We start from the raw sequence: 19352 nt of genomic DNA on the forward strand, positions 1-19352 counted from the left end.
AGGTAAGGTTGCTGCTTGAACTTACTGCATGAACGGACCCCAGGTGGGCTCCTTGATGTTGCCCGCCTGAGTCGTCAGGCGTTGTTTTACACGTCCATCCACCGACACCACGGCCAGCGACTTGCGGCCGCCGGCTTGCGTGGCGTACATGATGTATTTGCCGTTCGGGGCAAAGCTTGGATTCAGGTCGTCGGTGCTGTCGGACAGGCGCTGCTCCTGGCCGCTGGCCAGGTCCATCGCGTACAGCTGGTAGTTGCCGTCGCGGCGGGAGATGTAGGCCAGCGTCTTGCCGTCGGCAGACACGTGCGGGCTGATGTTGTAGTTGCCGGTGAAGGTGACGCGCTTGGCGTCGCCGCCGTCGGCGTTCATGCGGTAGATCTGCGGGCCGCCGCTGCGGTCGCTCATGAAGTAGATGCTGCCGTCCGGCGCGAAGTGGGCTTCGGAATCGATGCCGGCGCTGTTGGAGACGCGCTTGAGGCTGCTGCCGTCGGCGTTGACGGTGTAGATCTGCGTGTGGCCGTCCTTGGACAGCGACACGGCCAGCTTGTTGCCGGCCGGCGACCAGGTTGGCGCCGAGTTGCTGCCTTTTTCGTTGGCGATCACGGTGCGGGCGCGGGTGATCAGGTTTTGCACGTAGACCACCGGCTTCTTCTGCTCAAACGACACGTAGGCGACCTTGGTGCCGTCCGGCGACCACGATGGCGAGATGATGGGCTCGTTCGAGCGCAGCGCCATCTGTTCGCCTTCGCCGTCGGCGTCGGCCACCATCAGCTGGAAGCTCTTCGGGCCGTCCTGGCGCACGTAGGCGATGCGGGTCGAGAAGGCGCCGCGGATGCCGGTCAGCTTCAGGTAGATGTCGTCGGCGATCTTGTGCGCGGTCAGGCGCACGAACTGCGGCGTTGGCGACAGGCCCAGCTGCGACAGCTCGCTCTGCTTGACGGTGTCGAGCAGCTTGTAGCGCACTTCATAGTTGCCGTCGGCCAGCTTGGCGACGGTGCCGACCGCCAGCGCGTCGGCGCCCTTGGCCTTCCAGCCGCTGTAGTCGATGTTGTTCATGCTGGTGACGACGCCGGCGTCGATGATCTTGAAGGCGCCGCTGCGCTCCAGGTCGGCCTTGATGATGGCGGAGATTTCCTGCGGTGCGACGTTCTCGTCGGCAAAACCGGCCACGGCGATCGGGATCTGGTTGCTGCCGACGCCGGAAATCTCGATCCGCATCTGGGCGTAGGCGCTGCCGGTGGCGGCCAGCGCCAGGCCGGCGGTCAGGATCACTTGGTTCAGTTTTTTCATGGTGGTCATCAGTGCATATCCTTCATGTTGAAATCGGCGACGAATTCGCGCTCTACCGTACCATCTTTTTTCTTGGGTAGTGGTGACGATTTGGCGATGGCGTTTTCAATCGCGCTGTCATAGGCGGCCGAGCCGCTGCTCTTCATCTTGCGCACGCCGATGATCTCGCCGGTCGGCAGCTGCGTGATCTGGTAGGTCGCGCTCAGCGTGTCGTCGACCGTGCCGTAGACCAGGTTGCTCTTGATCTTGGCGCGGATCGCCGCCTGGTAGCCGCCGTCGACCTTGCCGCCGGTCGACACGGCGGCCGTGCCTGCCGTGCCCTTGGCGGCGGCGCCGGTGATGCGGCTCATCTCGGCCGCGAAGGCCTTGTCCTTGGCGGCCTTGTCGGCTTTTTCCTTGGCCAGTTTCTCGGCGGCGGCTTTCTTCTTGTCCTTTTCAGCCTGCAGCTTTTCTTCCTTCAGCTTGTCCTCCGCGTCCTGCTTTTCCTGTTTCTCGGCCTTCTTCTTCGCTTCCAGCTTGGCCAGCTTCTCGTCGGCTTCCTTCTTCAGCTTGGCCTGCTTGGCTTCTTCCAGCTTTTTCTCTTCGTCGAGTTTTTTCTTCAGCTTCAGGCGCTCCAGCGCGATGTCCGGCTCCTTCGGCACGGGCGGCGCTTCCACCGGCGGCGGAGGCGGGGCCTTGACCACTGGCGCCGGCTCGGGTTCCGGTTCCGGTTCGGGCTGCGGCGGGGCCGGGGGCGCGGCTTCCTGCACTTTCATGTCCCAGATCTCGGCCTGCACTTCGGTCGGCTCGTTGTTTTGCCAGCTCACGCCCACCCACAGGAACAGCAGCAGCACGGCGTGCATCGCCGCGGCCAGCAGCACGGAGCGCCAGCCTTCATTTTGTCGCGGCACTCTGTAAGGGCCGCCTGCCGTTGCGGGTTTCATCGTTTGCACTATGGTTTACTTGGTGGCCAGGCCAACGCGGGTTATGCCCATCTTCTTCGCTTCCGAGATCAGCTGGATCACGTCGTCGTACTTGCTTTCCTTGTCGCCGGCGATCAGCACAGGGTAGTCGGGATGGTCGGTATGGATGGTGCGCAGCTTCTTGACCAGCGCGTCGCGGTTGGGCGCCGTCTCCGGCGCTTCCTCGCCCTTGCCCTTGACGCCGATCGACAGCGCGCCGTTCGGCTTGATGACGATCTGCACGAAGTCGCTTGGCGGCTTGGTGGATTTCTCCGCGTTGGGCAGGTTGACCACGCTCGGGTCGTTAGCCGACGGCATCACCATGAAAATAATCAGCAGCACCAGCATCACGTCGATGTAGGGCACGACGTTGATCTCGGACTTGAACTTGCGGCCGCGGCTGCCGCGCATGCTGCTGGAGAATGAGGAAGCCATGATCTGTCTGCCTTCTTAACGCGACTGGCGCTGCAGGATATTGGAGAACTCTTCGACGAAGCTTTCGAAGCGGATCGCCAGGCGGTCGATATCGTGCGAAAAACGGTTATAGGCAACCACGGCCGGAATCGCCGCGAACAGGCCGATGGCGGTGGCGATCAGCGCTTCGGCAATGCCGGGGGCGACCGCCGCCAGGGTGGCCTGCTGCACGTTGGCCAGGCCGCGGAAGGCGTTCATGATGCCCCACACGGTGCCGAGCAGGCCGATGTACGGCGACACCGAACCGACCGACGCGAGGAAGGCCAGGTGCGATTCCAGCACATCCATCTCGCGCTGGAAGGCGGCGCGCATGGCGCGGCGGGCGCCGTCGAGCACGGCGCCGAAGTCCATGGTTTCGCGGCTGGAGGTGTAGGCCGCCTTGCTCTTGATGTACTCGCCCATGCCGGCTTCGAAGATGCGCGCCAGCGGGCCGCTGTTGGCGCGGTCCTTGCCGGCGTTCTGGTGCAGCGCGTGCAGGTTGCCGCCGGCCCAGAAGGTCTTTTCAAATTCGATCGTCAGGCGGCGCGCCGAGCGCACGGCGAAGATCTTGCTGAAGATGTAGGTCCAGCTGGTCAGCGAAATGATGAACAGCAGCGCCATGATCAACTGCACGATCAGGTGCGCATTGGTGATGAGGGACAGGAAAGATAGGTCTTGGGTGACGTTCATGTAGTTTTCAGTCTGATCAGTCTGTTTTAGTGGTGACACTGTTGCGCATTTTTTCCACAACCGCTGGCGGTACGGCGCGCGGATTCAGGTCCGAGCCGACGCAGCCGACTTTAACCCTGGCCGTGTTCAGCAACTGTTCGCCGCACCACGCCTGTTGCACGAAGATAATCGAAGCGCGGCCCAGCTTTTCGATGCCGAGTGTTAATTTTAGTTCATGGTCCAGCCTAGCAGGCGCATGATACTCCGCGCTGACGCTTTTGACGACGAACATGACGTCGTGTTCCCGCAGCAGGGCGTGCTGTTCGACATCGATCGCGCGCAGCCATTCGGTGCGGGCGCGCTCAAAGAATTTGAGGTAGTTCGCGTAATAGACGATACCGCCGGCGTCGGTGTCTTCGTAGTAGACCCGTACGTTCCAGATAAACTCTGCAGGCATGTTATTTTGACTACTAGTGAGATTGAGCAACATTCTACGCGATTTTGTTGTTTTCGTTGAAGCATGGACGGGTGAATTCACGTCAAATCCGATAATTAGCCGGATTTTTCAACTTGCGCGCAAAAAATTGCACTTGCGACAGTAAAGCGTTTTACTGGCAACTTGCCAAGGTTTGTAACAACCGCTTACGAATCAATGCATGAATGAATGGTCGGCTAAGCCCCTCTTAAGCAAGAGGGGCCGCAAATGCGCTAGCGGCTACGTCAAACGCTGCGCTTGATGTTGAGCGGGCCGTAGCCTTGGCAGGTCGGCATCATCTCGATGCGGTTGATGTTGATGTGCGGCGGCAGCGTGGCGATCCAGAACGCGGTGTTGGCGATGTCCTCGGCCGTCAGCGGCTCGGTGCCTTCGTAGACCTTGGCCGCCGCCGCGTCGTTGCCCTTCAGGCGCACATTGGAGAACTCGGTGCCGCCGCACAGGCCCGGCGCCAGGTTGGTGGCGCGCACGCCGGTGCCGACCAGGTCGGCCCGCAGGTTGAGCGTGAACTGTTCGACAAACGCCTTGGTGGCGCCGTAGACGTTGCCGCCCGGGTAGGGCGTGTCGCCGGCCACCGAGCCGAGGTTGATGACGGTGCCGCTGCCGCGCGCCACCATCGAAGGCAGGATCGCGCGCGTCATCGCCACCAGGCCGCTGCAGTTGGTGGCGATCATCGTGTCCCAGTCTTCCAGCGACGACTCATGCGCCGGCGTGACGCCCAGCGCCAGGCCGGCATTGTTGATCAGCACGTCGATCTGCTGCCATTCGGCCGGCAGGCTGTCGAGCGCGGCCTTGATCGAGGCTTTGTCGGTCACGTCCAGCACGATGGGGCGGGCGGCCGCGCCCAGTTCCGCCGACAGCGCCTGCAGGCGGTCTTCTCGGCGGCCGCTGATCAGCACCTTGTGGCCGTTCTGGACGAAGGTGCGTGCCATGGCGGCGCCGAAGCCGGCGGTGGCGCCCGTGATGAAGACGATCATGATCTATCCTTGGTGGTCAATGTTGGGGAAAATTGTAGCCGAAATGACTGCTTTGCTTATGGCGGCCATGAAAAAGGCTTTAAAGTTATTTTTAAAGCAATCATTTCCTTGCTCAATTCTGGCGCATAAATTACAATCGGGCTTCCATTACGTCTCACGTAACTGGCGAAAAGCTGCAGGAATCGGCAAAACGTCCCTGATTTGGTGCGTTTTCCGACTGTCGGCGAAAGGTGGGCATCCACCGGGAAACGTGAGATTTCAATAGCCGTTCGCCTGGGCAGCCCACGATGGAAATGCACGAAGAGGCTGCCTGTCCGCTATCGGCTTCCCTCATTCGATCCAACTGCCAGTAACAAGCTACTCAATCGATTGGAGTTTTTCATGTTCGCAAAAGATCACACCCTCGCCAGCGTTGACCCGGAACTGTTCGGCGCCATTCAAAAAGAAAACACCCGTCAGCACGATCACATCGAACTGATCGCCTCAGAGAACTACACTTCGCCAGCGGTGATGGAAGCCCAGGGTTCGCAGCTGACCAATAAATACGCCGAAGGCTACCCAGGCAAGCGCTACTACGGCGGTTGCGAGTATGTCGACGTCGTCGAGCAACTGGCGATCGACCGCGTCAAGCAGCTGTTCGGCGCGGAAGCGGCCAACGTCCAGCCTAACTCGGGCTCGCAGGCCAACCAGGGCGTGTTCTTCGCCGTGCTGAAACCAGGCGACACCATCATGGGCATGTCGCTGGCCGAAGGCGGCCACCTGACCCACGGCATGCCGCTGAACATGTCCGGCAAATGGTTCAACGTCGTCTCCTACGGCCTGACCGCTGCGGAAGACATCGACTATGACGCCATGGAAGCGCTGGCCAAGGAACACAAGCCCAAGCTGATCATCGCCGGCGCCTCGGCGTTCTCGAAAAAGATCGACTTCGAGCGCTTCGCCGCCGTCGCCAAAGCGGTGGGCGCATACTTCATGGTCGACATGGCGCACTACGCCGGTCTGATCGCCGCCGGCCTGTACCCTAACCCTGTGCCGCACGCCGACTTCGTCACCTCGACCACGCACAAATCGCTGCGCGGCCCGCGCGGCGGCATCATCCTGATGAAGGCCGAGCACGAGAAGATCATCAACTCGGCCATCTTCCCAGGCATCCAGGGCGGCCCGCTGATGCACGTGATCGCCGGCAAGGCTGTCGCGTTCAAGGAAGCTCTGACCCCCGAGTTCAAGGCTTACCAGCAACAGGTCGTCATCAACGCCGACGTGCTGGCCAAGACCCTGATCAAGCGCGGCCTGCGCATCGTCTCCGGCGGCACCGAGTCGCACGTGATGCTGGTGGACCTGCGTCCGAAGAACCTGACCGGCAAGGAAGCGGAAGCGATCCTGGGCACGGCGCACATCACCACCAACAAGAACGGCATTCCTAACGATCCGCAGAAGCCATTCGTGACTTCCGGCATCCGCCTGGGCTCGCCGGCGATGACCACCCGCGGCTTCAAGGAAGCGGAAGCGGAAGAAGTGGGCAACCTGATCGCCGACGTGCTGGACAACCCGCACGACGCGGCCACCATCGATCGCGTCAAGGCGGCGGTGAAGGTGCTGGCTGACAAGTTCCCTGTCTACGCCAAGTAATTGCAGCATCGTGACGCCGGCGACCGCCGGCGTCACACTATCACCGAGGCGCATGCCCATATGAAATGTCCGTTCTGCCAGCATGACGATACCCAGGTTCTCGATACGCGTGTATCCGAGGAAGGGGATTCCATACGCCGGCGCAGGCGCTGCGGTAAATGTGATAAACGATTTACCACGTATGAGCGCATCGAACTGGTGATGCCGTATGTGGTCAAGAAGAACGGCAGCCGCACCGAGTATGCGGCGGCCAAGCTGCGCGGCAGCCTGACCCTGGCCTTGCGCAAGCGGCCCGTGGCGGCGCCCGCCGTCGATGCGGCCATACTGTCCATCGAAGAAAAGCTGCTGACCAGCGGACAACGCGAAGTCGACACCGGCTACATCGGCGAGCTGGTGATGCAGGAGCTGAAGCGCCTGGACAAGATCGCCTACATCCGCTTTGCGTCGGTGTATAAAAACTTCGAAGACCTGGCCGAGTTCCAGGATGCGATTGCCGAAGTCGGCCAGGACCGCAAGCCACGCAAGGCTTGATCGTCCGCCGGCCTACGGCTGGCGCACTTTTGATACATCTCATACTCTCTGCAGTAAGCGCTGCTAACTTCTAGCACAGTCGTGATCGACTTTGCGGAGGTGTGCCGTGCGCGCACGTGCTTTGTTGTCCGGTTTTACGCTGGTGGAAATACTGGTCGCCGTGCTGTTGCTGGCGTTTGGTATCGTCGGCGGCGTGGCGATGCAACTGGCGGCGCTGCGCACGCGACATCAGGCGGTGCTGGTGTCGCAGGCAACGCAGCTGGCCACCAGCCTGGCCGAGCGCATGCGCGCCAACGCCGATCAAATGCGCCTCGGCGACGGCGCCAATCCCTATTTGCTGCTCAACTACGACGCGCTGGCCGATCCTCATCCGTCGGCGCCGGCGGCGCTGTGCTATGGCGGCGCCTGCGATAGCGCGCAGCTGGCATCGTTCGATCTGTACGAGATCAAGGTGCAGGTGCGCGACCGGCTGCCGGCGGGGCGCGTGCTGGTGTGCCGCGATGCCGGCCTGTGGGTGGGCGGAAAATTGCGCTGGGCCTGCGGTGGCGGGGCCGGCGCGCCGCTGGTGGTCAAGGTCGGCTGGCATGGCAAGAATCCGGACGGCACGCCGCGCAAGGACGATGCCGGCGAATTCGCGCCCGGCGTCGCGCTGGCGGTGGGAGCGACGCGATGAACGCGCCGAGGCTGCTCATGCGATCGGCGCCCTCGCACCCGGCCGGCTGGACGCTGGTCGAATTCGCCATCGCGCTGCTGTTGGGCCTGCTCGTCACCTTGGTGGCCGGCAGTTTGCTGTTGGCGGCCGCCGGCAACTACCGCAACCACAATGAAAACTCCTGGCTCAACGACGACGGCCGCCAGGCGCTGGACATCATGGCGCAGGCCATACGCCAAAGCGCCTACGTCAACTGGGACAGCAAGGCCGCGCCGGCCGAACTGGCGGCCGACGCGCCTGCGCCCGTTGCCGGACTGGACGCGAGCAGCATCGGTCGGGGCAGCGCGGACATCTCCGCGCCATTGCCGGCCGTGGCGCACGGCAGCGACGTGCTGGCGTTGCGCTTCTCCGGTTCGGGCGAGGGCGGCAACGGCGACGGCTCCAGCCTGAACTGCGCCGGCTTTGGCGTCGCCATACCGCACGCGGAGGCGGAGCGCGGCTGGAGCATATTCTATGTCGCCGCCGATGCTGCCGGCGAAGCGGAACTGCGCTGCAAATACCGTGGCGCCTCCGGCTGGGGCGCCGATGCGATCGTGCACGGCGTCGATTCCTTTCAAGTGCTGTACGGGCTGGACACCGACGTTGCGGCCGACGGCATTCCCAATACTTACGTCAACGCCAGGACGGTCGACGCGCTGGATGCCGCGCTGGCGCTGGTCGGCGGCACGCCAGATGAACGCCAGCGCGACCTGAACCGCAAGAGCTGGTGGAAGCGCGTGTGCAGCATCAAGGTCGCCTTGCTGCTGCACGGCGACAGCAACTCGCGCGCCGACACGGTGGCGACGCAATTCGATCTGTTCGGCGCCGCGTATTCCGAAGCGCACGGCGACGACGAGGGCGTGCGCATCATGGAAGGCAGCTTGCCGGCGGCCCAGCGCACGCGGGCGCGGCGCGTGGTCGGCATGACAGTCGCGTTGCGCAACCGGAGCGGCGGATGAAGCGCGCGCGGCGGCAGCAGGGTGTGACCGTGCTGGTCTGCTTGATGATGCTGATCCTGGTGATGCTGCTGGGTGTGTCGGCGGCGCAAATGAGCTTGCAGGGCGAGAAGGCCGCGCGCGGTGAGCGCGACCGGGACGTGGCGTTTCAGGCGGCGGAGGATGCCTTGGCGGATGCGGAGCGCGATATACAGGCCGGCCCTGCGGTGCCATGCGACGCGGTGCCCGGTGCTGCGCCGGTCTGGCAGCGGGTGGATCTGTCCGGCGTGGAAGACGGCGGCAAATGCACGCTTTCTTATGGCGCGCGAACCGGCGCCGCGATGTCGACCGGCGAGGGCTTCCTGCCGTTCAAGAAGCCGCGTTATGTGATCGAGCGCATGGAGTGTCATCCGCCGGGCGAGGATGCGTCGGCCGGCGCGGCGGCCAGCTATTGCTACCGCGTGACCGCGATCGGCTTTGGCGCCAGGCCGGCGACCGAGGTAGTGCTGCAAACCGTGTTCAGCAAGCCGGATTGAGGGGAGTGTCATGCATGTCTTAAAAGTGGCGCCGGTATGGTTGCTGATGGCGATGGACGTTTGCGCCGCGCCACCGGTGTTGAATATTGCCAGCGAACCTCTGACCGCTGCTTGCCGCTCCGTGACACCGGGCAGCGCGACCGTCAGCGTCGCGGGTCCCACGCTGCTCGTGGCGGCCGCGGGCGGTGGAGATCTGTTTCAGGCAACGATGGATATAGGCGACTGGAGCGGTCACTTTGAACGCATCGCCTTGCTGTTGGCATCGCCCACCGCGTCGTGGGACGCCGGTGCCATCCTCACCGGCGACTCCGCGCATGCACCGTTGCCGCTACCGGCCGAGCGGCGAATCTACACGTCGGTTGTGCAGGCGGATGGCACGCTGAGTGGCGCGCCCTTCGAGTGGTCCGCCTTATCCGCCGCCCAGCAGGCGTTGCTGAATCAAGCACCGCCGACGGCAGCGGCCAAGCCCGTTCGGACAGCAGACGGTTTGGGCGAATTCCGACTTGCCTATCTGCGCGGCGACCGTAGTGGCGAAGGCACGCTGTTCCGCCGCCGAGGCAGCGTGCTGGGCGACTCGGTCCATGGCACACCGGTGTTCGTCGGCCCGCCTGCTGGCGCTTCGCCGGGCGCCGACTACCAGGTTTTCCGGATGCGCCACAAAGCCCGCCGCCAAGTCATCTACCTGGGCGCCAACGACGGCATGCTGCACGCTTTCGACGCCGACACCGGCAAGGAGCTGTACGCCTATGTGCCCGACGCCCTGATGCCGGTACTGAACCGGCTGCCGGGCAAAGACTACGTCCACCGCGCCTACGTCGACGGCCCCGCCGGCACGGCAGATGCGCTGATTGCCGGCAACTGGCGCACCGTCCTGGTGTCAGGCATGGGCGGGGGCGCGCAAGGCGTGTTCGCACTCGATGTCACCGATCCTGAACGCCTGGACGCCACCACTGCGCTGTGGGAATTTACGGACCGCGACGATCCCATGATGGGCAACGTCACCACATCACCGCAGATCGCGAAGGTTCGCATGAGCATGAGCGGCGGCGTGGCCAGCTACCGCTATTTCGCCATCGTCGCCAGCGGCTTGAACAACTATGCCGGCGATGGCCACGCCAGCACAGCCGGCAAGGGCGCCTTGTTCCTGCTGGCGCTGGACAAGGCGCGCGACGCACCGTGGCAGATCAACAGCAATTACTACCGCCTGATCACTCCGATCGCCGACGCCACGTTGGCGAACGCGCTGAGCGCGCCGGTGCTGGCGCTGGACCACGACGGCGCGCTGGCCTACGCCTATGCCGGCGACCTGCAAGGCAATCTGTGGCGCTTTGACTTTGGCGGCCCCGCTCCGTGGAAAGGCGCAGGCAAAACGCCGTTGTTCAGCGCCCGGGATGCGAGCGGCAAGCGCCAGCCCATCGCCCAGCAGCCGATGCTGGCCTACGCCACGGGCGGCGGCTACATGGTGCTGTTCGGCACCGGCGCACTGATAGAACGAGCAGACCTGTTGCCCGCCAGTTTCTCGACGCAGTCGTTCTACGCGATCCATGACAGTCTCGCCGTGCCCATGGATGCTGTGTCCGGTCGGCGCCAACTAACGGAGCGTGTGCTGACGGCAGGCGCAGGTGTGGCCGATTTGCTCGGCATCAGCGGCCGCGAGGCGGAGCCTGGCAGCAAGGGCTGGTATATGGACTTCCTGCGGTCCGCCAGCAGCGGCGAGCGCAGCATCGACAGCGGCAGGCTGCTTGGCGTCGAAGTGGTGTTCAACACGCTGCTGCCCGGCACCGGTGCATGCGGCGCCTCCAGCAGCCGCAGCTACGCCTTGAACGCGCTGAGCGGCTTGCCCGATGGCTATGCTGTTTTTATGCCGTCGCCAGTCAGCATCGGTTACCCGCTGATAGGCGCGCCAATGACTGCCTATGCGGCGACGCCGTCGTTGCTGTTGGCGTCCGTCACTCGCACGGCACCCGATTCAACCGGCCAGGCCCGCATCGACAAGACCTACAACCTGATCAATCCGGCCGCACCTGGAGCCGCGCCTGTTGGCAGCATCAAGGTGAAGTTGCGAGCCGGCCGGCTCAGCTGGCGCGAGGTGGCCAACTGGCGCGAACTGCATGAGGCCTTGAAATGAACGGGGCGCGATGCAAGGCGTTCAGCATGATCGAGCTGTTGGTGGTGCTGGTGATCCTGGCCGTGCTGGCGGCGCAGGCGATGCCGAGCTACCAGCAGCACGTGATACGCGCGCGTCGCGCCGAGGGGCAGGCCGCGCTGCTGCAGTTGATGCAGCAGGAAGAACGGTTTTTCACGCAGACCAATACCTACATCGCATTCTCCGCCGGCGTCACGGAGCCGGAGGCGCGGCAGTTCAAGTGGTGGAGCAGCAATGGCGCGCTGACCAGCGCTTACGAAATCGAAGGCAAGGCCTGCGATGGCGAACTGATTTCCCAATGCGTGCAACTGATCGCCAAGCCGGGAACAGCGGTCGTGGATCGCAATTTCCACGACGAAGATTGCCAGCAACTGACGCTGACCAGCACCGGCCTGCGGCTCGCGTCCGGCCCGTCCACGCGGTGCTGGCCATGAGCGGCTCAACGCGACGCGGTTACTCGCTCACCGAATTGCTGATTGTGCTGGGGCTGGCCGGCATACTGCTGGCGGTCGCGGTGCCCAGTTATGTCGGCGTGCTGCGGCGCCAGCAACTGCGCATCGCTGTCAACGACCTGGTCGCCGCTATCAACCTGACCCGCTCGCATGCCGTCGCGCGCGGCGGCAAGGTATTGCTGGTGCCGCTGGACCCGTCCGGCAGCTCCTGGCGCGAAGGTTGGGTGGTATTTGTCGATGAAAACAACAACCGTCGCCCCGACGCGGGCGAGTTGCTGCTGTTCCAGCATGGTCCGCTGGAGGAGGGCATCAGTGTGGCCTCGGTTTTTTCATCGAGTGCAACACCGGCCTACCTTGCCTATAATAGCGCTGGGCGTGCTTGCAGCGCCGGCAACAGCCTGGCGGCCCGCTGGGGCACGCTGTCGCTGGTGCAGGGGGATAGCACGCGCAATATCAAGATCAATATGCTGGGCCGGGTGCGCGTATGCGATCCGGCGGTGGACGGCGCAAGCTGCTCCAGCGCTACTGACTAAGGACAAAGTGAACATCAGCAACGATCTCGAAGGCATGACGCTGGCGCTGGAATGGGCCGCGAAAGGCTTGTACACCACGTCGCCGAACCCGCACATCGGCTGTGTGATCGTGCGCGACGGCCAGGTGATCGGTGCCGGTGTGACGCAGCAGGCCGGTGGCGACCATGCCGAAATCCAGGCGCTCAAGGATGCGCAGGCGCGCGGCCACGATGTGCGCGGCGCCACCGCCTATGTCACGCTGGAGCCTTGCAACCACTATGGCCGCACGCCGCCATGTTCGGACGCGCTGGTGCGCGCCGGCCTGGGCCGTGTGGTGGCGGCGATGGAGGATCCGAATCCGCTGGTGGCCGGGCAGGGCATGGCCAAGCTGGCCGCCGCCGGCATCGAGACCAGCACCGGCCTGCTGGCCGCGCAGGCCTACGAACTGAACATCGGCTTTTTCTCGCGCATGACGCGCGGCCTGCCGTGGGTGCGCATGAAAACCGCCGCCAGCCTGGACGGCATGACGGCGCTGCACAACGGCGTCAGCCAATGGATCACCGGCCCGGAAGCGCGCGCGGACGGCCATGCCTGGCGCGCCCGCGCCTGCGCCATCCTGACCGGCATCGGCACCGTCAAGGCCGACGATCCGCAGCTGAACGTGCGCGCGGTGGAAACGCCGCGCCAGCCGCGCCGCATCGTGGTCGACAGCAAGCTTGATATCAGCCTTTCCGCCAAGATATTGGAAGGCGGCGGCACGTGGATCGCGGCGGCGGTGGCCAATCCTGAAAAGGAGGCGGCGTTGCGCGCGGCCGGCGCCGAGCTCATCATGCTGCCCAACGCATCGGGCAAGGTCGACCTGCCCGCGCTGATGCGCGAACTGGGCCGCCGCCAGATCAACGAGCTGCACGTGGAGGCGGGTGGCAAGCTGAACGGCTCATTGATACGCGAGGGCTGCGTCGACGAGTTGCTGGTGTACCTGGCGCCGTCGCTGATCGGCGACGGGCAGGGCATGTTCGCCTTGCCGGCGTTGACCGACCTGTCGCTCAAGCAACAGTTGAAATTTCACGAGGTTAAGCAGGTCGGCGAAGATTTGCGTATCCTTGCACGATTCACTCATTAATTTAGATTGCACTCACATGTTTACTGGAATTGTCGCCGCTATCGGCAAAATTGAATCGGTCAAACCGCTTGAAGGCGGCTCGTTCGCAGGCGTGCGCCTGGACATCAACGCCGGCGGCCTGCCGCTGGCCGACGTCGCGCTGGGCGACTCGATCGCCATCAACGGCGCCTGCATGACCGTGGTCGAGAAGGACGACACCAGTTTCCGCGTCGACGTCTCGCGCGAGAGCCTCAATTGCACCGTCGGCCTCGACACGCTGACCGAAGTGAACCTGGAAAAGGCGCTGACCCTGAACGAACGTCTCGGCGGCCACCTGGTTTCCGGCCACGTGGACGGTCTGGGTGTGGTGCGCAAGTTCGAGGCGGTGGGCGAATCGTGGGAGCTGGTCATCGAAGCGCCGCACGACCTGGCCAAGTTCCTGGCATTCAAGGGATCGATCGTCGTCAACGGCGTGTCGCTGACGGTGAACCGCGTGACCGACATCGGCAGCGGCAAGGACCTGGTCTGCCAGTTCTCGATCAACCTCATCCCGCACACGATCGCCATGACCACGCTGAAGCATCTGGAAGTGGGCAAGCAGGTCAACCTGGAAATCGACTTGATCGCCCGCTACGTGGAGCGGATGGTGTCGGTGTCCAGCATCATCGGTAAGTAAAGGGGGAACCTCAAGCGGGCGCGGCAAGGCCCCTGAGCCGGGCCAGCGCTTCGTTGACGATTTCGCCAAAACTGCGTTGTTCCGATGCGTCGACCCACTGACCAAAGGCCACGCGGAAAACTGCGATGCCCGTCTCGGCTGCGAGACTGGCATCCGGCTCGGGAACGCCGCGCGCGCGCAAGCCTGCGGCCAGCGCCAGCGCCAGGTTGGCGAGCTTCATCAGCTCGCGTTCAAGAAGCTCTGTATTGGCGGCGATCACCGCACTGCGCTGCCGCGAAAACGGGCGATGCGTGGCGACGAAGAAGTCGGCCGTCCCGTTCAACGCGGCCGCAATAGCTTCCATCGCGGAAGCGTTTGCCGGCGCGTTGCCGAGCCCATCCATCATTACCTGCTGCAGGCGCTCAGACCCGTTGAAAAGTACTTCCCGCTTGTCGGCGAAGTAGCGAAAGAACGTGCGCGCAGTGAGCCCGGCCCGCGCGGCAATGTCGGCAACGGTCGTTTGCTCATATCCCACATCACCGAACAATTCCAGTGCCGCCTGCCGAAAGCGGCCTGCGGCATCCGGTTCCCATCGCCCCATGATTTTTCCTGGTGTTGACACAAAGTGACATTATAGGTCTATACTGATGACACTTGATGACATCACTTCGAAAGGAAATCCCATGCGCTTACTCGTTACCGGTGCGTCCGGCTGGATCGGCTCGGCCACCGTCACCGAACTGATCGCCGCAGGACATCATGTTCTTGGGCTGGCCCGATCGGATGAAGCCGCCGCCAAAGTTGACAAGCTGGGCGCCGAAGTGGTTCGCGGCAGCCTGAATGACTTGGTCAGCCTGCGCGCGGCCGCCGGGCGGGCAGAGGGCGTGGTGCACCTCGGCTACAGCCACGACTTCTCTCAAATGGCGGCCGCCGCGCGGATGGACCGCACGGCCATCGAGACGTTCGCCGATGTGCTGGAAGACTCGAATGGTCCGCTGCTCATCGCCTCCGGCACGCTGGGGCTGGCTACGGGGCGGATCGGCACGGAACGCGACATGCCCAATATCTCGATGCATCCGCGCCTGGGGAATGCGGCGTACACGCTGAGTCTGGTGGAGCGCGGCATTCGGGCGATGGTGATGCGCTTTTCGCCGACTGTGCACGGCGCCGGCGGCGATCATGGATTCGTCTCCGTGCTCGCCAGCATCGCGCGCAAGAAGGGCGTGTCGGCGTACATCGGCGATGGCCGGAACCGGTGGTCCGCGGTGAACCGGCTGGATGCAGGCAAGCTGGTTCAACTGGCGATCGACAAGGCTCCTGCGGGCAGCGTGCTGCACGCTGTTGGCGAGGAAGGCGTCGCCACGCGGGAGATCGCTGCTGCGCTGGGCCAGTTTCTCAACGTGCCAGTGACGACAATCCCAGCGGACCAGGCGCGCGAGCATTTTGATTGGCTCGGCATGTTCTTCGGCCTGGATGCGGCCGCATCGAGCGCCGCCACCCGCGAGTTGCTGGATTGGCAACCACGGCATCCGACACTGCTGGAAGATATCGCAGCCGGGCACTATCGAGGAGAATAGGACTGTCACCACGTTGGGTAGCGGTTTTTCGCGGAAAAACCGGCGTTTCCGGTTGGGGTGGCGTAAATCCTTTAAAATAGCGGGTTAAGAAACGTTCTAGCTCAGCTACAAAGGATTAAAAATGTCTATTTCCAGCACCGAAGAAATCGTCGCCGAACTGCGCGCTGGCCGCATGGTGATCCTGGTCGACGAGGAAGACCGGGAAAACGAGGGCGACCTGGTGCTTGCGGCGGACTTCGTCACGCCTGAAGCCATCAACTTCATGGTCAAGCACGCGCGTGGCCTGGTCTGCCTGACCCTGACCGAGGAGCGCTGCGACCAGTTGAACCTGTCGATGATGTCGGCCCGTAACGGCACCGCCTTCGGCACCAACTTCACGGTGTCGATCGAGGCGGCCGAGGGCGTGACCACCGGCATCTCGGCGGCCGACCGCGCCAAGACCATCCAGGTGGCCGTGGCCAAGGACACGCTGCCGTCGGACATCGTCCAGCCGGGCCACATCTTCCCGCTGAAGGCGCAAAAGGGCGGCGTGCTGATGCGCGCCGGCCATACCGAAGCCGGCTGCGACCTGACCTCGATGGCCGGCCTGACGCCGGCCTCGGTGATCTGCGAGATCATGAAGGACGACGGCACCATGGCGCGCCTGCCGGACCTGCTGGAATTCGCCAAGGAACACGGCCTGAAGATCGGCACCATCGCCGACCTGATCCACTACCGCAGCCGCAACGAGTCGCTGGTCGAGAAGATCGGCGAGCGTCCGCTGAAGACGGCGCAGGGCGACTTCCGCATGATCGCCTTCCGCGACAAGCCGAGCGGCTCGGCGCACCTGGCGCTGGTGCACGGCGACATCGAAAAGAGCAAGGAAACCCTGGTGCGCGTGCACCAGCCGGTGTCCATCCTGGATATCCTGGAATCGGAAGCGACCACCCACTCGTGGAACCTGTCGTCGTCGCTGGCGGCGGTCAAGGCGTCCGAGCGCGGCGTGATCGTGCTGCTCAATTGCGAAGAAACGGCGGAGCAGTTCTTCGCCCAGTTCGACGCGCTGGGCAAGCCGGAAACCAAGCCGAAGGGCCGCGCGGCCAGCATGGACCTGCGCAGCTACGGTATCGGCGCGCAAATCCTGCGTGAAGTCGGCGTCTGCAAGATGCAGCTGCTGGCCAGCCCGCGCAAGATGCCGTCGATGACGGGCTTCGACCTGGAAGTGACCGGCTACCTGGCCAAACCGAACTAACAACCCAACATATAAAGAGGCACTCCATGACTGTAGGAAGCTACGAAACCAATTTGTCCGGCGATGGCCTGCGTGTCGGCATCGTCCAGGCCCGCTTTAACGAGGACGTCTGCCACGGCCTGCTGTCGGCCTGCCTGGCCGAACTGAAACACCTGGGCGTGGCCGATGAAGACGTGCTGCACGTGACCGTGCCGGGCGCGCTGGAAGTGCCGCTGATTCTGCAGAAGATGGCGGAGTCGCAGCAGTTCGACGCGCTGATCGCGCTGGGCGCGGTGATCCGCGGCGAAACCTATCACTTCGAACTGGTGTCGAACGAATCGGGCGCGGGCATCACCCGTATCGGCCTCGATTATGGTATTCCTATCGCCAACGCGATCCTGACCACCGAGACCGATGAGCAGGCCGAAGTGCGCATGGCCGAGAAGGGCGCCGACGCGGCGCGCGTCGCGGTTGAGATGGCCAATCTGACCATCGCCCTGGAAGAGCTGAACCAGGACAACGGCGACGACGAGTAATCAGTAATTTTGTAAGTATTTAAGAACAGGTATAACCATGACAGATAAAATTTTGCACGCCAACCCTAGCAAGAACCGTACGCCGCGCCACCGCGCGCGCGAGTTTGCGTTGCAGGGTTTGTATCAGTGGCTGCTGAACAATGAAGACGCCGCCACCGTGGTGAACAACATCCGCGCCGCGCACGGCTTCGACAAGGCGGACGGCGATCACTTCACTGTGCTGCTGTACGGCGCGATCAAGGATTCGGTGGCGCTGCGCGAAAGCTTCGCCTCGCTGGTCGACCGCGGCGTGGCGGAACTGTCCCCGATCGAGCACGCCGTGCTGCTGATCGGTGCGTTCGAGCTGAAGAACAACCTGGAAATCCCTTACCGCGTCGTCATCAACGAAGCGGTCGAGCTGACCAAGTCCTTCGGCGGTATCGATGGCCATAAATATGTCAACGGCGTGCTGGACAAGCTGGCTGCCAAGGTTCGTCCCGACGAGGTCGCCGCCGATAAGAAACGCTAAGCGGCGTCCGGTACTGTTAAAAGCCACCCAAGGTATCTTGCGGTGGCTTTTTTTATATTTGCTTTGACGGGCAGAGGAGGGCGCAGCAGTATCGCTTGGTTTTAAGCTAACTTGAGGCGATATCATCGAACTGAATCGACCATCCGGCCCGCAGGCCTGGCGACGGCGAGGCTGGCTGGCGCTGATCGGCTGCGCGCATATCGTGGCGTTTCTCTGCTGGCGGACGCCTGAGCGGCCTTTGGCGGCCCCCGTGGCGCCCCAGGCGGGCATCACCTATATCCTGGCCCCTGTCCAGCCGCCGCCTGAGCGGCCGAAGACGGCACAGGCGCCAGTCAGGCGGTTGCGGGAAGCGCCGGCGTCGTCATCGTTGCCGGCGCCGGCACCGGCGGTGCATCCGACCGTGCCGCAGGCCATCACCCAGACAGCGCCACCGCCCGATCCCTTCGCCTTGCCGGCCAAGCCGGACGAGGATTTGCGGCAGCGCGCCCTGAAAAGCGCGGCCGCCGTCGACAAGCAGCTGCGCAAGGAAGCCTGGAATCCGCGCGACAAGTTCGTCGCCAACGACCAGACCGCGCTGGCGGCCAAGATCGGCGGCGCCTACATCGGCGGCGGCTCGGTGACGTACGAGGAGGTCAGCCTCCCCGACGGACGCCATATGACCAAGATCCACGGCCCCGCCGGCACCTACTGCGCCTACATGGAGTCGAACGCGCTGACCGGTGGCCGCGATCCCTTCCGCGACGGTGTCAAGACCAAGGTCGGCACCTGCCCAATGTAAGCTAACTAGAGGCCATATCATCGAACTGAATCGACCATCCGGCCCGCAGGCCTGGCGACGGTGCGGCTGGCTGGCGCTGATCGGCGGCGTGCATATCGTGGCGTTTCTCTGCTGGCGGGCGCCTGAGCGGCCTCTGGCGACGTCTGTGGCGGTCCGCGCGCCGGTCACTTATATTCTGGCGCCGATGCGGCGTCTCCCACCGGAGCGACCGAAAACGGCGCAGTCTTCGGAGCGCATGCGGCCGGTGCGGCCAACGAACGCCCGCAGCGTCGAACCGGCACCGATGGCGCTGCTGCCTCCGCCTCCGGCCGCGCCGCAGCCGCAAGCCATTACCCAGGCCGCGCCGCCCGATCCCTTCGCATTGCCGGTCAAGCCTGAGGACGACCTGAAACAGCGCGCGCTGAAAAGCGCCTTCAACATCGACAAGCAGTTGCGCAAGGAAGCCTGGACGCAGCGCGACAGGGCGGTCGTCAACGACACCACGCCGCTGGCGGCGGCCATCGGCAGCGCCTACGTGGGCGGCGGCAGCGGGGCGATCGGGGAAATGGTCATGGCCGACGGCTCACGCGTGACCAAATGGCGCATGCCGGGCGGCGGCACCGCCTGCATTTACAAGGAGCCCAACACCTTCAGCGGCGGCCGCGATCCGTTCCGGGACACCGGGAGGACCTCGGTCCGGTCTTGTCCATAGGCGGAGTACGGACGTAAAAAAGCCACCTTGCGGTGGCTTC

The 19352-nt window shown here is 63.9% G+C and carries 23 protein-coding genes and 1 riboswitch; of the genes, 16 read left to right on the forward strand and 7 right to left on the reverse strand.

What is annotated here, in order from left to right; all coding sequences use genetic code 11:
* Positions 1 to 21 precede the first annotated feature (21 nt).
* The 6 genes from tolB to ACCD07_RS25585 all read right to left on the reverse strand — a co-directional run bounded on the left by tolB (position 22) and on the right by ACCD07_RS25585 (position 4823).
* Positions 22 to 1299 carry a Tol-Pal system beta propeller repeat protein TolB gene (gene tolB / locus ACCD07_RS25560; protein ID WP_176653561.1) on the reverse strand — a complete coding sequence of 426 codons (1278 nt, stop codon included), beginning with the start codon at positions 1297 to 1299 and terminating at the stop codon, positions 22 to 24.
* On the reverse strand, positions 1299 to 2213 hold the full coding sequence (gene tolA / locus ACCD07_RS25565; protein ID WP_353405229.1) for a cell envelope integrity protein TolA: 915 nt from the start codon (positions 2211 to 2213) through the stop codon (positions 1299 to 1301). Before tolA ends, tolB begins: the two co-directional genes overlap by 1 nt.
* Positions 2214 to 2228: 15 nt before the next feature.
* Entirely contained in the window at positions 2229 to 2666 is a 438-nt protein-coding gene (locus tag ACCD07_RS25570; protein ID WP_353405227.1) for a biopolymer transporter ExbD, read from the reverse strand.
* Positions 2667 to 2681: 15 nt separating this feature from the next.
* Positions 2682 to 3374 (reverse strand): protein TolQ, encoded by a 693-nt coding sequence (tolQ, locus tag ACCD07_RS25575; RefSeq protein ID WP_176653563.1) that lies wholly within the window; start codon positions 3372 to 3374, stop codon positions 2682 to 2684.
* A gap of 16 nt (positions 3375 to 3390) precedes the next feature.
* Entirely contained in the window at positions 3391 to 3810 is a 420-nt protein-coding gene (gene ybgC / locus ACCD07_RS25580; protein ID WP_413448978.1) for a tol-pal system-associated acyl-CoA thioesterase, read from the reverse strand.
* Positions 3811 to 4073: 263 nt separating this feature from the next.
* Entirely contained in the window at positions 4074 to 4823 is a 750-nt protein-coding gene (locus ACCD07_RS25585; protein ID WP_413448958.1) for an SDR family oxidoreductase, read from the reverse strand.
* A gap of 148 nt (positions 4824 to 4971) precedes the next feature.
* A riboswitch (ZMP/ZTP riboswitch) is annotated at positions 4972 to 5109 on the forward strand.
* 95 nt (positions 5110 to 5204) lie between these two features.
* On the opposite strand from ACCD07_RS25585, the gene glyA reads away from it, so the two are divergent.
* From glyA to ACCD07_RS25635, 10 genes are all read left to right on the forward strand, one after another.
* Positions 5205 to 6452 carry a serine hydroxymethyltransferase gene (gene glyA, locus ACCD07_RS25590; protein ID WP_413448959.1) on the forward strand — a complete coding sequence of 416 codons (1248 nt, stop codon included), beginning with the start codon at positions 5205 to 5207 and terminating at the stop codon, positions 6450 to 6452.
* Positions 6453 to 6512: 60 nt separating this feature from the next.
* The gene (gene nrdR, locus ACCD07_RS25595) at positions 6513 to 6983 is read left to right on the forward strand and encodes a transcriptional regulator NrdR (RefSeq protein ID WP_176653567.1); all 471 of its coding nucleotides are present in this window, start codon (positions 6513 to 6515) and stop codon (positions 6981 to 6983) included.
* 106 nt (positions 6984 to 7089) lie between these two features.
* Entirely contained in the window at positions 7090 to 7656 is a 567-nt protein-coding gene (pilV, locus tag ACCD07_RS25600; protein ID WP_353405223.1) for a type IV pilus modification protein PilV, read from the forward strand.
* 17 nt (positions 7657 to 7673) lie between these two features.
* A complete protein-coding gene (locus ACCD07_RS25605) occupies positions 7674 to 8633 on the forward strand; it encodes a PilW family protein (protein WP_413448960.1) in 960 nt (319 codons plus the stop codon).
* The gene (locus tag ACCD07_RS25610) at positions 8630 to 9145 is read left to right on the forward strand and encodes a pilus assembly protein (RefSeq protein ID WP_353405219.1); all 516 of its coding nucleotides are present in this window, start codon (positions 8630 to 8632) and stop codon (positions 9143 to 9145) included. Before ACCD07_RS25605 ends, ACCD07_RS25610 begins: the two co-directional genes overlap by 4 nt.
* Positions 9146 to 9353: 208 nt before the next feature.
* Positions 9354 to 11273, forward strand: a complete 1920-nt coding sequence (locus ACCD07_RS25615) for a pilus assembly protein (RefSeq protein WP_413448961.1) — start codon at positions 9354 to 9356, stop codon at positions 11271 to 11273.
* Positions 11270 to 11725, forward strand: a complete 456-nt coding sequence (locus ACCD07_RS25620; protein ID WP_413448962.1) for a type IV pilin protein — start codon at positions 11270 to 11272, stop codon at positions 11723 to 11725. The genes ACCD07_RS25615 and ACCD07_RS25620 overlap by 4 nt, the downstream gene beginning before the upstream one ends.
* Positions 11722 to 12276: a GspH/FimT family pseudopilin gene (locus tag ACCD07_RS25625; RefSeq protein WP_413448963.1), complete on the forward strand. Its 555-nt coding sequence runs from the start codon at positions 11722 to 11724 to the stop codon at positions 12274 to 12276. The genes ACCD07_RS25620 and ACCD07_RS25625 overlap by 4 nt, the downstream gene beginning before the upstream one ends.
* 7 nt (positions 12277 to 12283) lie before the next feature.
* Positions 12284 to 13378: a bifunctional diaminohydroxyphosphoribosylaminopyrimidine deaminase/5-amino-6-(5-phosphoribosylamino)uracil reductase RibD gene (ribD, locus tag ACCD07_RS25630; RefSeq protein ID WP_413448964.1), complete on the forward strand. Its 1095-nt coding sequence runs from the start codon at positions 12284 to 12286 to the stop codon at positions 13376 to 13378.
* 16 nt (positions 13379 to 13394) lie between these two features.
* Positions 13395 to 14033, forward strand: a complete 639-nt coding sequence (locus ACCD07_RS25635) for a riboflavin synthase (protein ID WP_353405214.1) — start codon at positions 13395 to 13397, stop codon at positions 14031 to 14033.
* 10 nt (positions 14034 to 14043) lie between these two features.
* On the opposite strand, the gene ACCD07_RS25640 is transcribed toward ACCD07_RS25635, so the two are convergent.
* Positions 14044 to 14613 (reverse strand): TetR family transcriptional regulator, encoded by a 570-nt coding sequence (locus ACCD07_RS25640; RefSeq protein ID WP_353405213.1) that lies wholly within the window; start codon positions 14611 to 14613, stop codon positions 14044 to 14046.
* 82 nt (positions 14614 to 14695) lie between these two features.
* Between ACCD07_RS25640 and ACCD07_RS25645 the strand changes: the two genes are divergently transcribed.
* The 6 genes from ACCD07_RS25645 (at position 14696) to ACCD07_RS25670 (ending at position 19312) form a co-directional block, all read left to right on the forward strand.
* Positions 14696 to 15589 carry an SDR family oxidoreductase gene (locus ACCD07_RS25645; RefSeq protein ID WP_413448965.1) on the forward strand — a complete coding sequence of 298 codons (894 nt, stop codon included), beginning with the start codon at positions 14696 to 14698 and terminating at the stop codon, positions 15587 to 15589.
* A 121-nt stretch (positions 15590 to 15710) separates the two neighbouring features.
* A complete protein-coding gene (gene ribBA, locus ACCD07_RS25650) occupies positions 15711 to 16820 on the forward strand; it encodes a bifunctional 3,4-dihydroxy-2-butanone-4-phosphate synthase/GTP cyclohydrolase II (RefSeq protein ID WP_176653577.1) in 1110 nt (369 codons plus the stop codon).
* A 26-nt stretch (positions 16821 to 16846) separates the two neighbouring features.
* On the forward strand, positions 16847 to 17335 hold the full coding sequence (ribH, locus tag ACCD07_RS25655; RefSeq protein ID WP_176653578.1) for a 6,7-dimethyl-8-ribityllumazine synthase: 489 nt from the start codon (positions 16847 to 16849) through the stop codon (positions 17333 to 17335).
* A gap of 37 nt (positions 17336 to 17372) precedes the next feature.
* Positions 17373 to 17843 carry a transcription antitermination factor NusB gene (gene nusB / locus ACCD07_RS25660; protein WP_353405209.1) on the forward strand — a complete coding sequence of 157 codons (471 nt, stop codon included), beginning with the start codon at positions 17373 to 17375 and terminating at the stop codon, positions 17841 to 17843.
* A 238-nt stretch (positions 17844 to 18081) separates the two neighbouring features.
* Positions 18082 to 18621 (forward strand): hypothetical protein, encoded by a 540-nt coding sequence (locus ACCD07_RS25665; protein ID WP_353405208.1) that lies wholly within the window; start codon positions 18082 to 18084, stop codon positions 18619 to 18621.
* A 184-nt stretch (positions 18622 to 18805) separates the two neighbouring features.
* Complete coding sequence (locus ACCD07_RS25670; protein WP_413448966.1) at positions 18806 to 19312, forward strand: hypothetical protein; 507 nt, start codon at positions 18806 to 18808, stop codon at positions 19310 to 19312.
* The last annotated feature ends 40 nt before the right edge of the window (positions 19313 to 19352 follow it).

Origin of the sequence: Duganella sp. Dugasp56, assembly GCF_047304105.1 — a bacterium.
GTDB lineage: Bacteria > Pseudomonadota > Gammaproteobacteria > Burkholderiales > Burkholderiaceae_D > Rugamonas > Rugamonas hordei.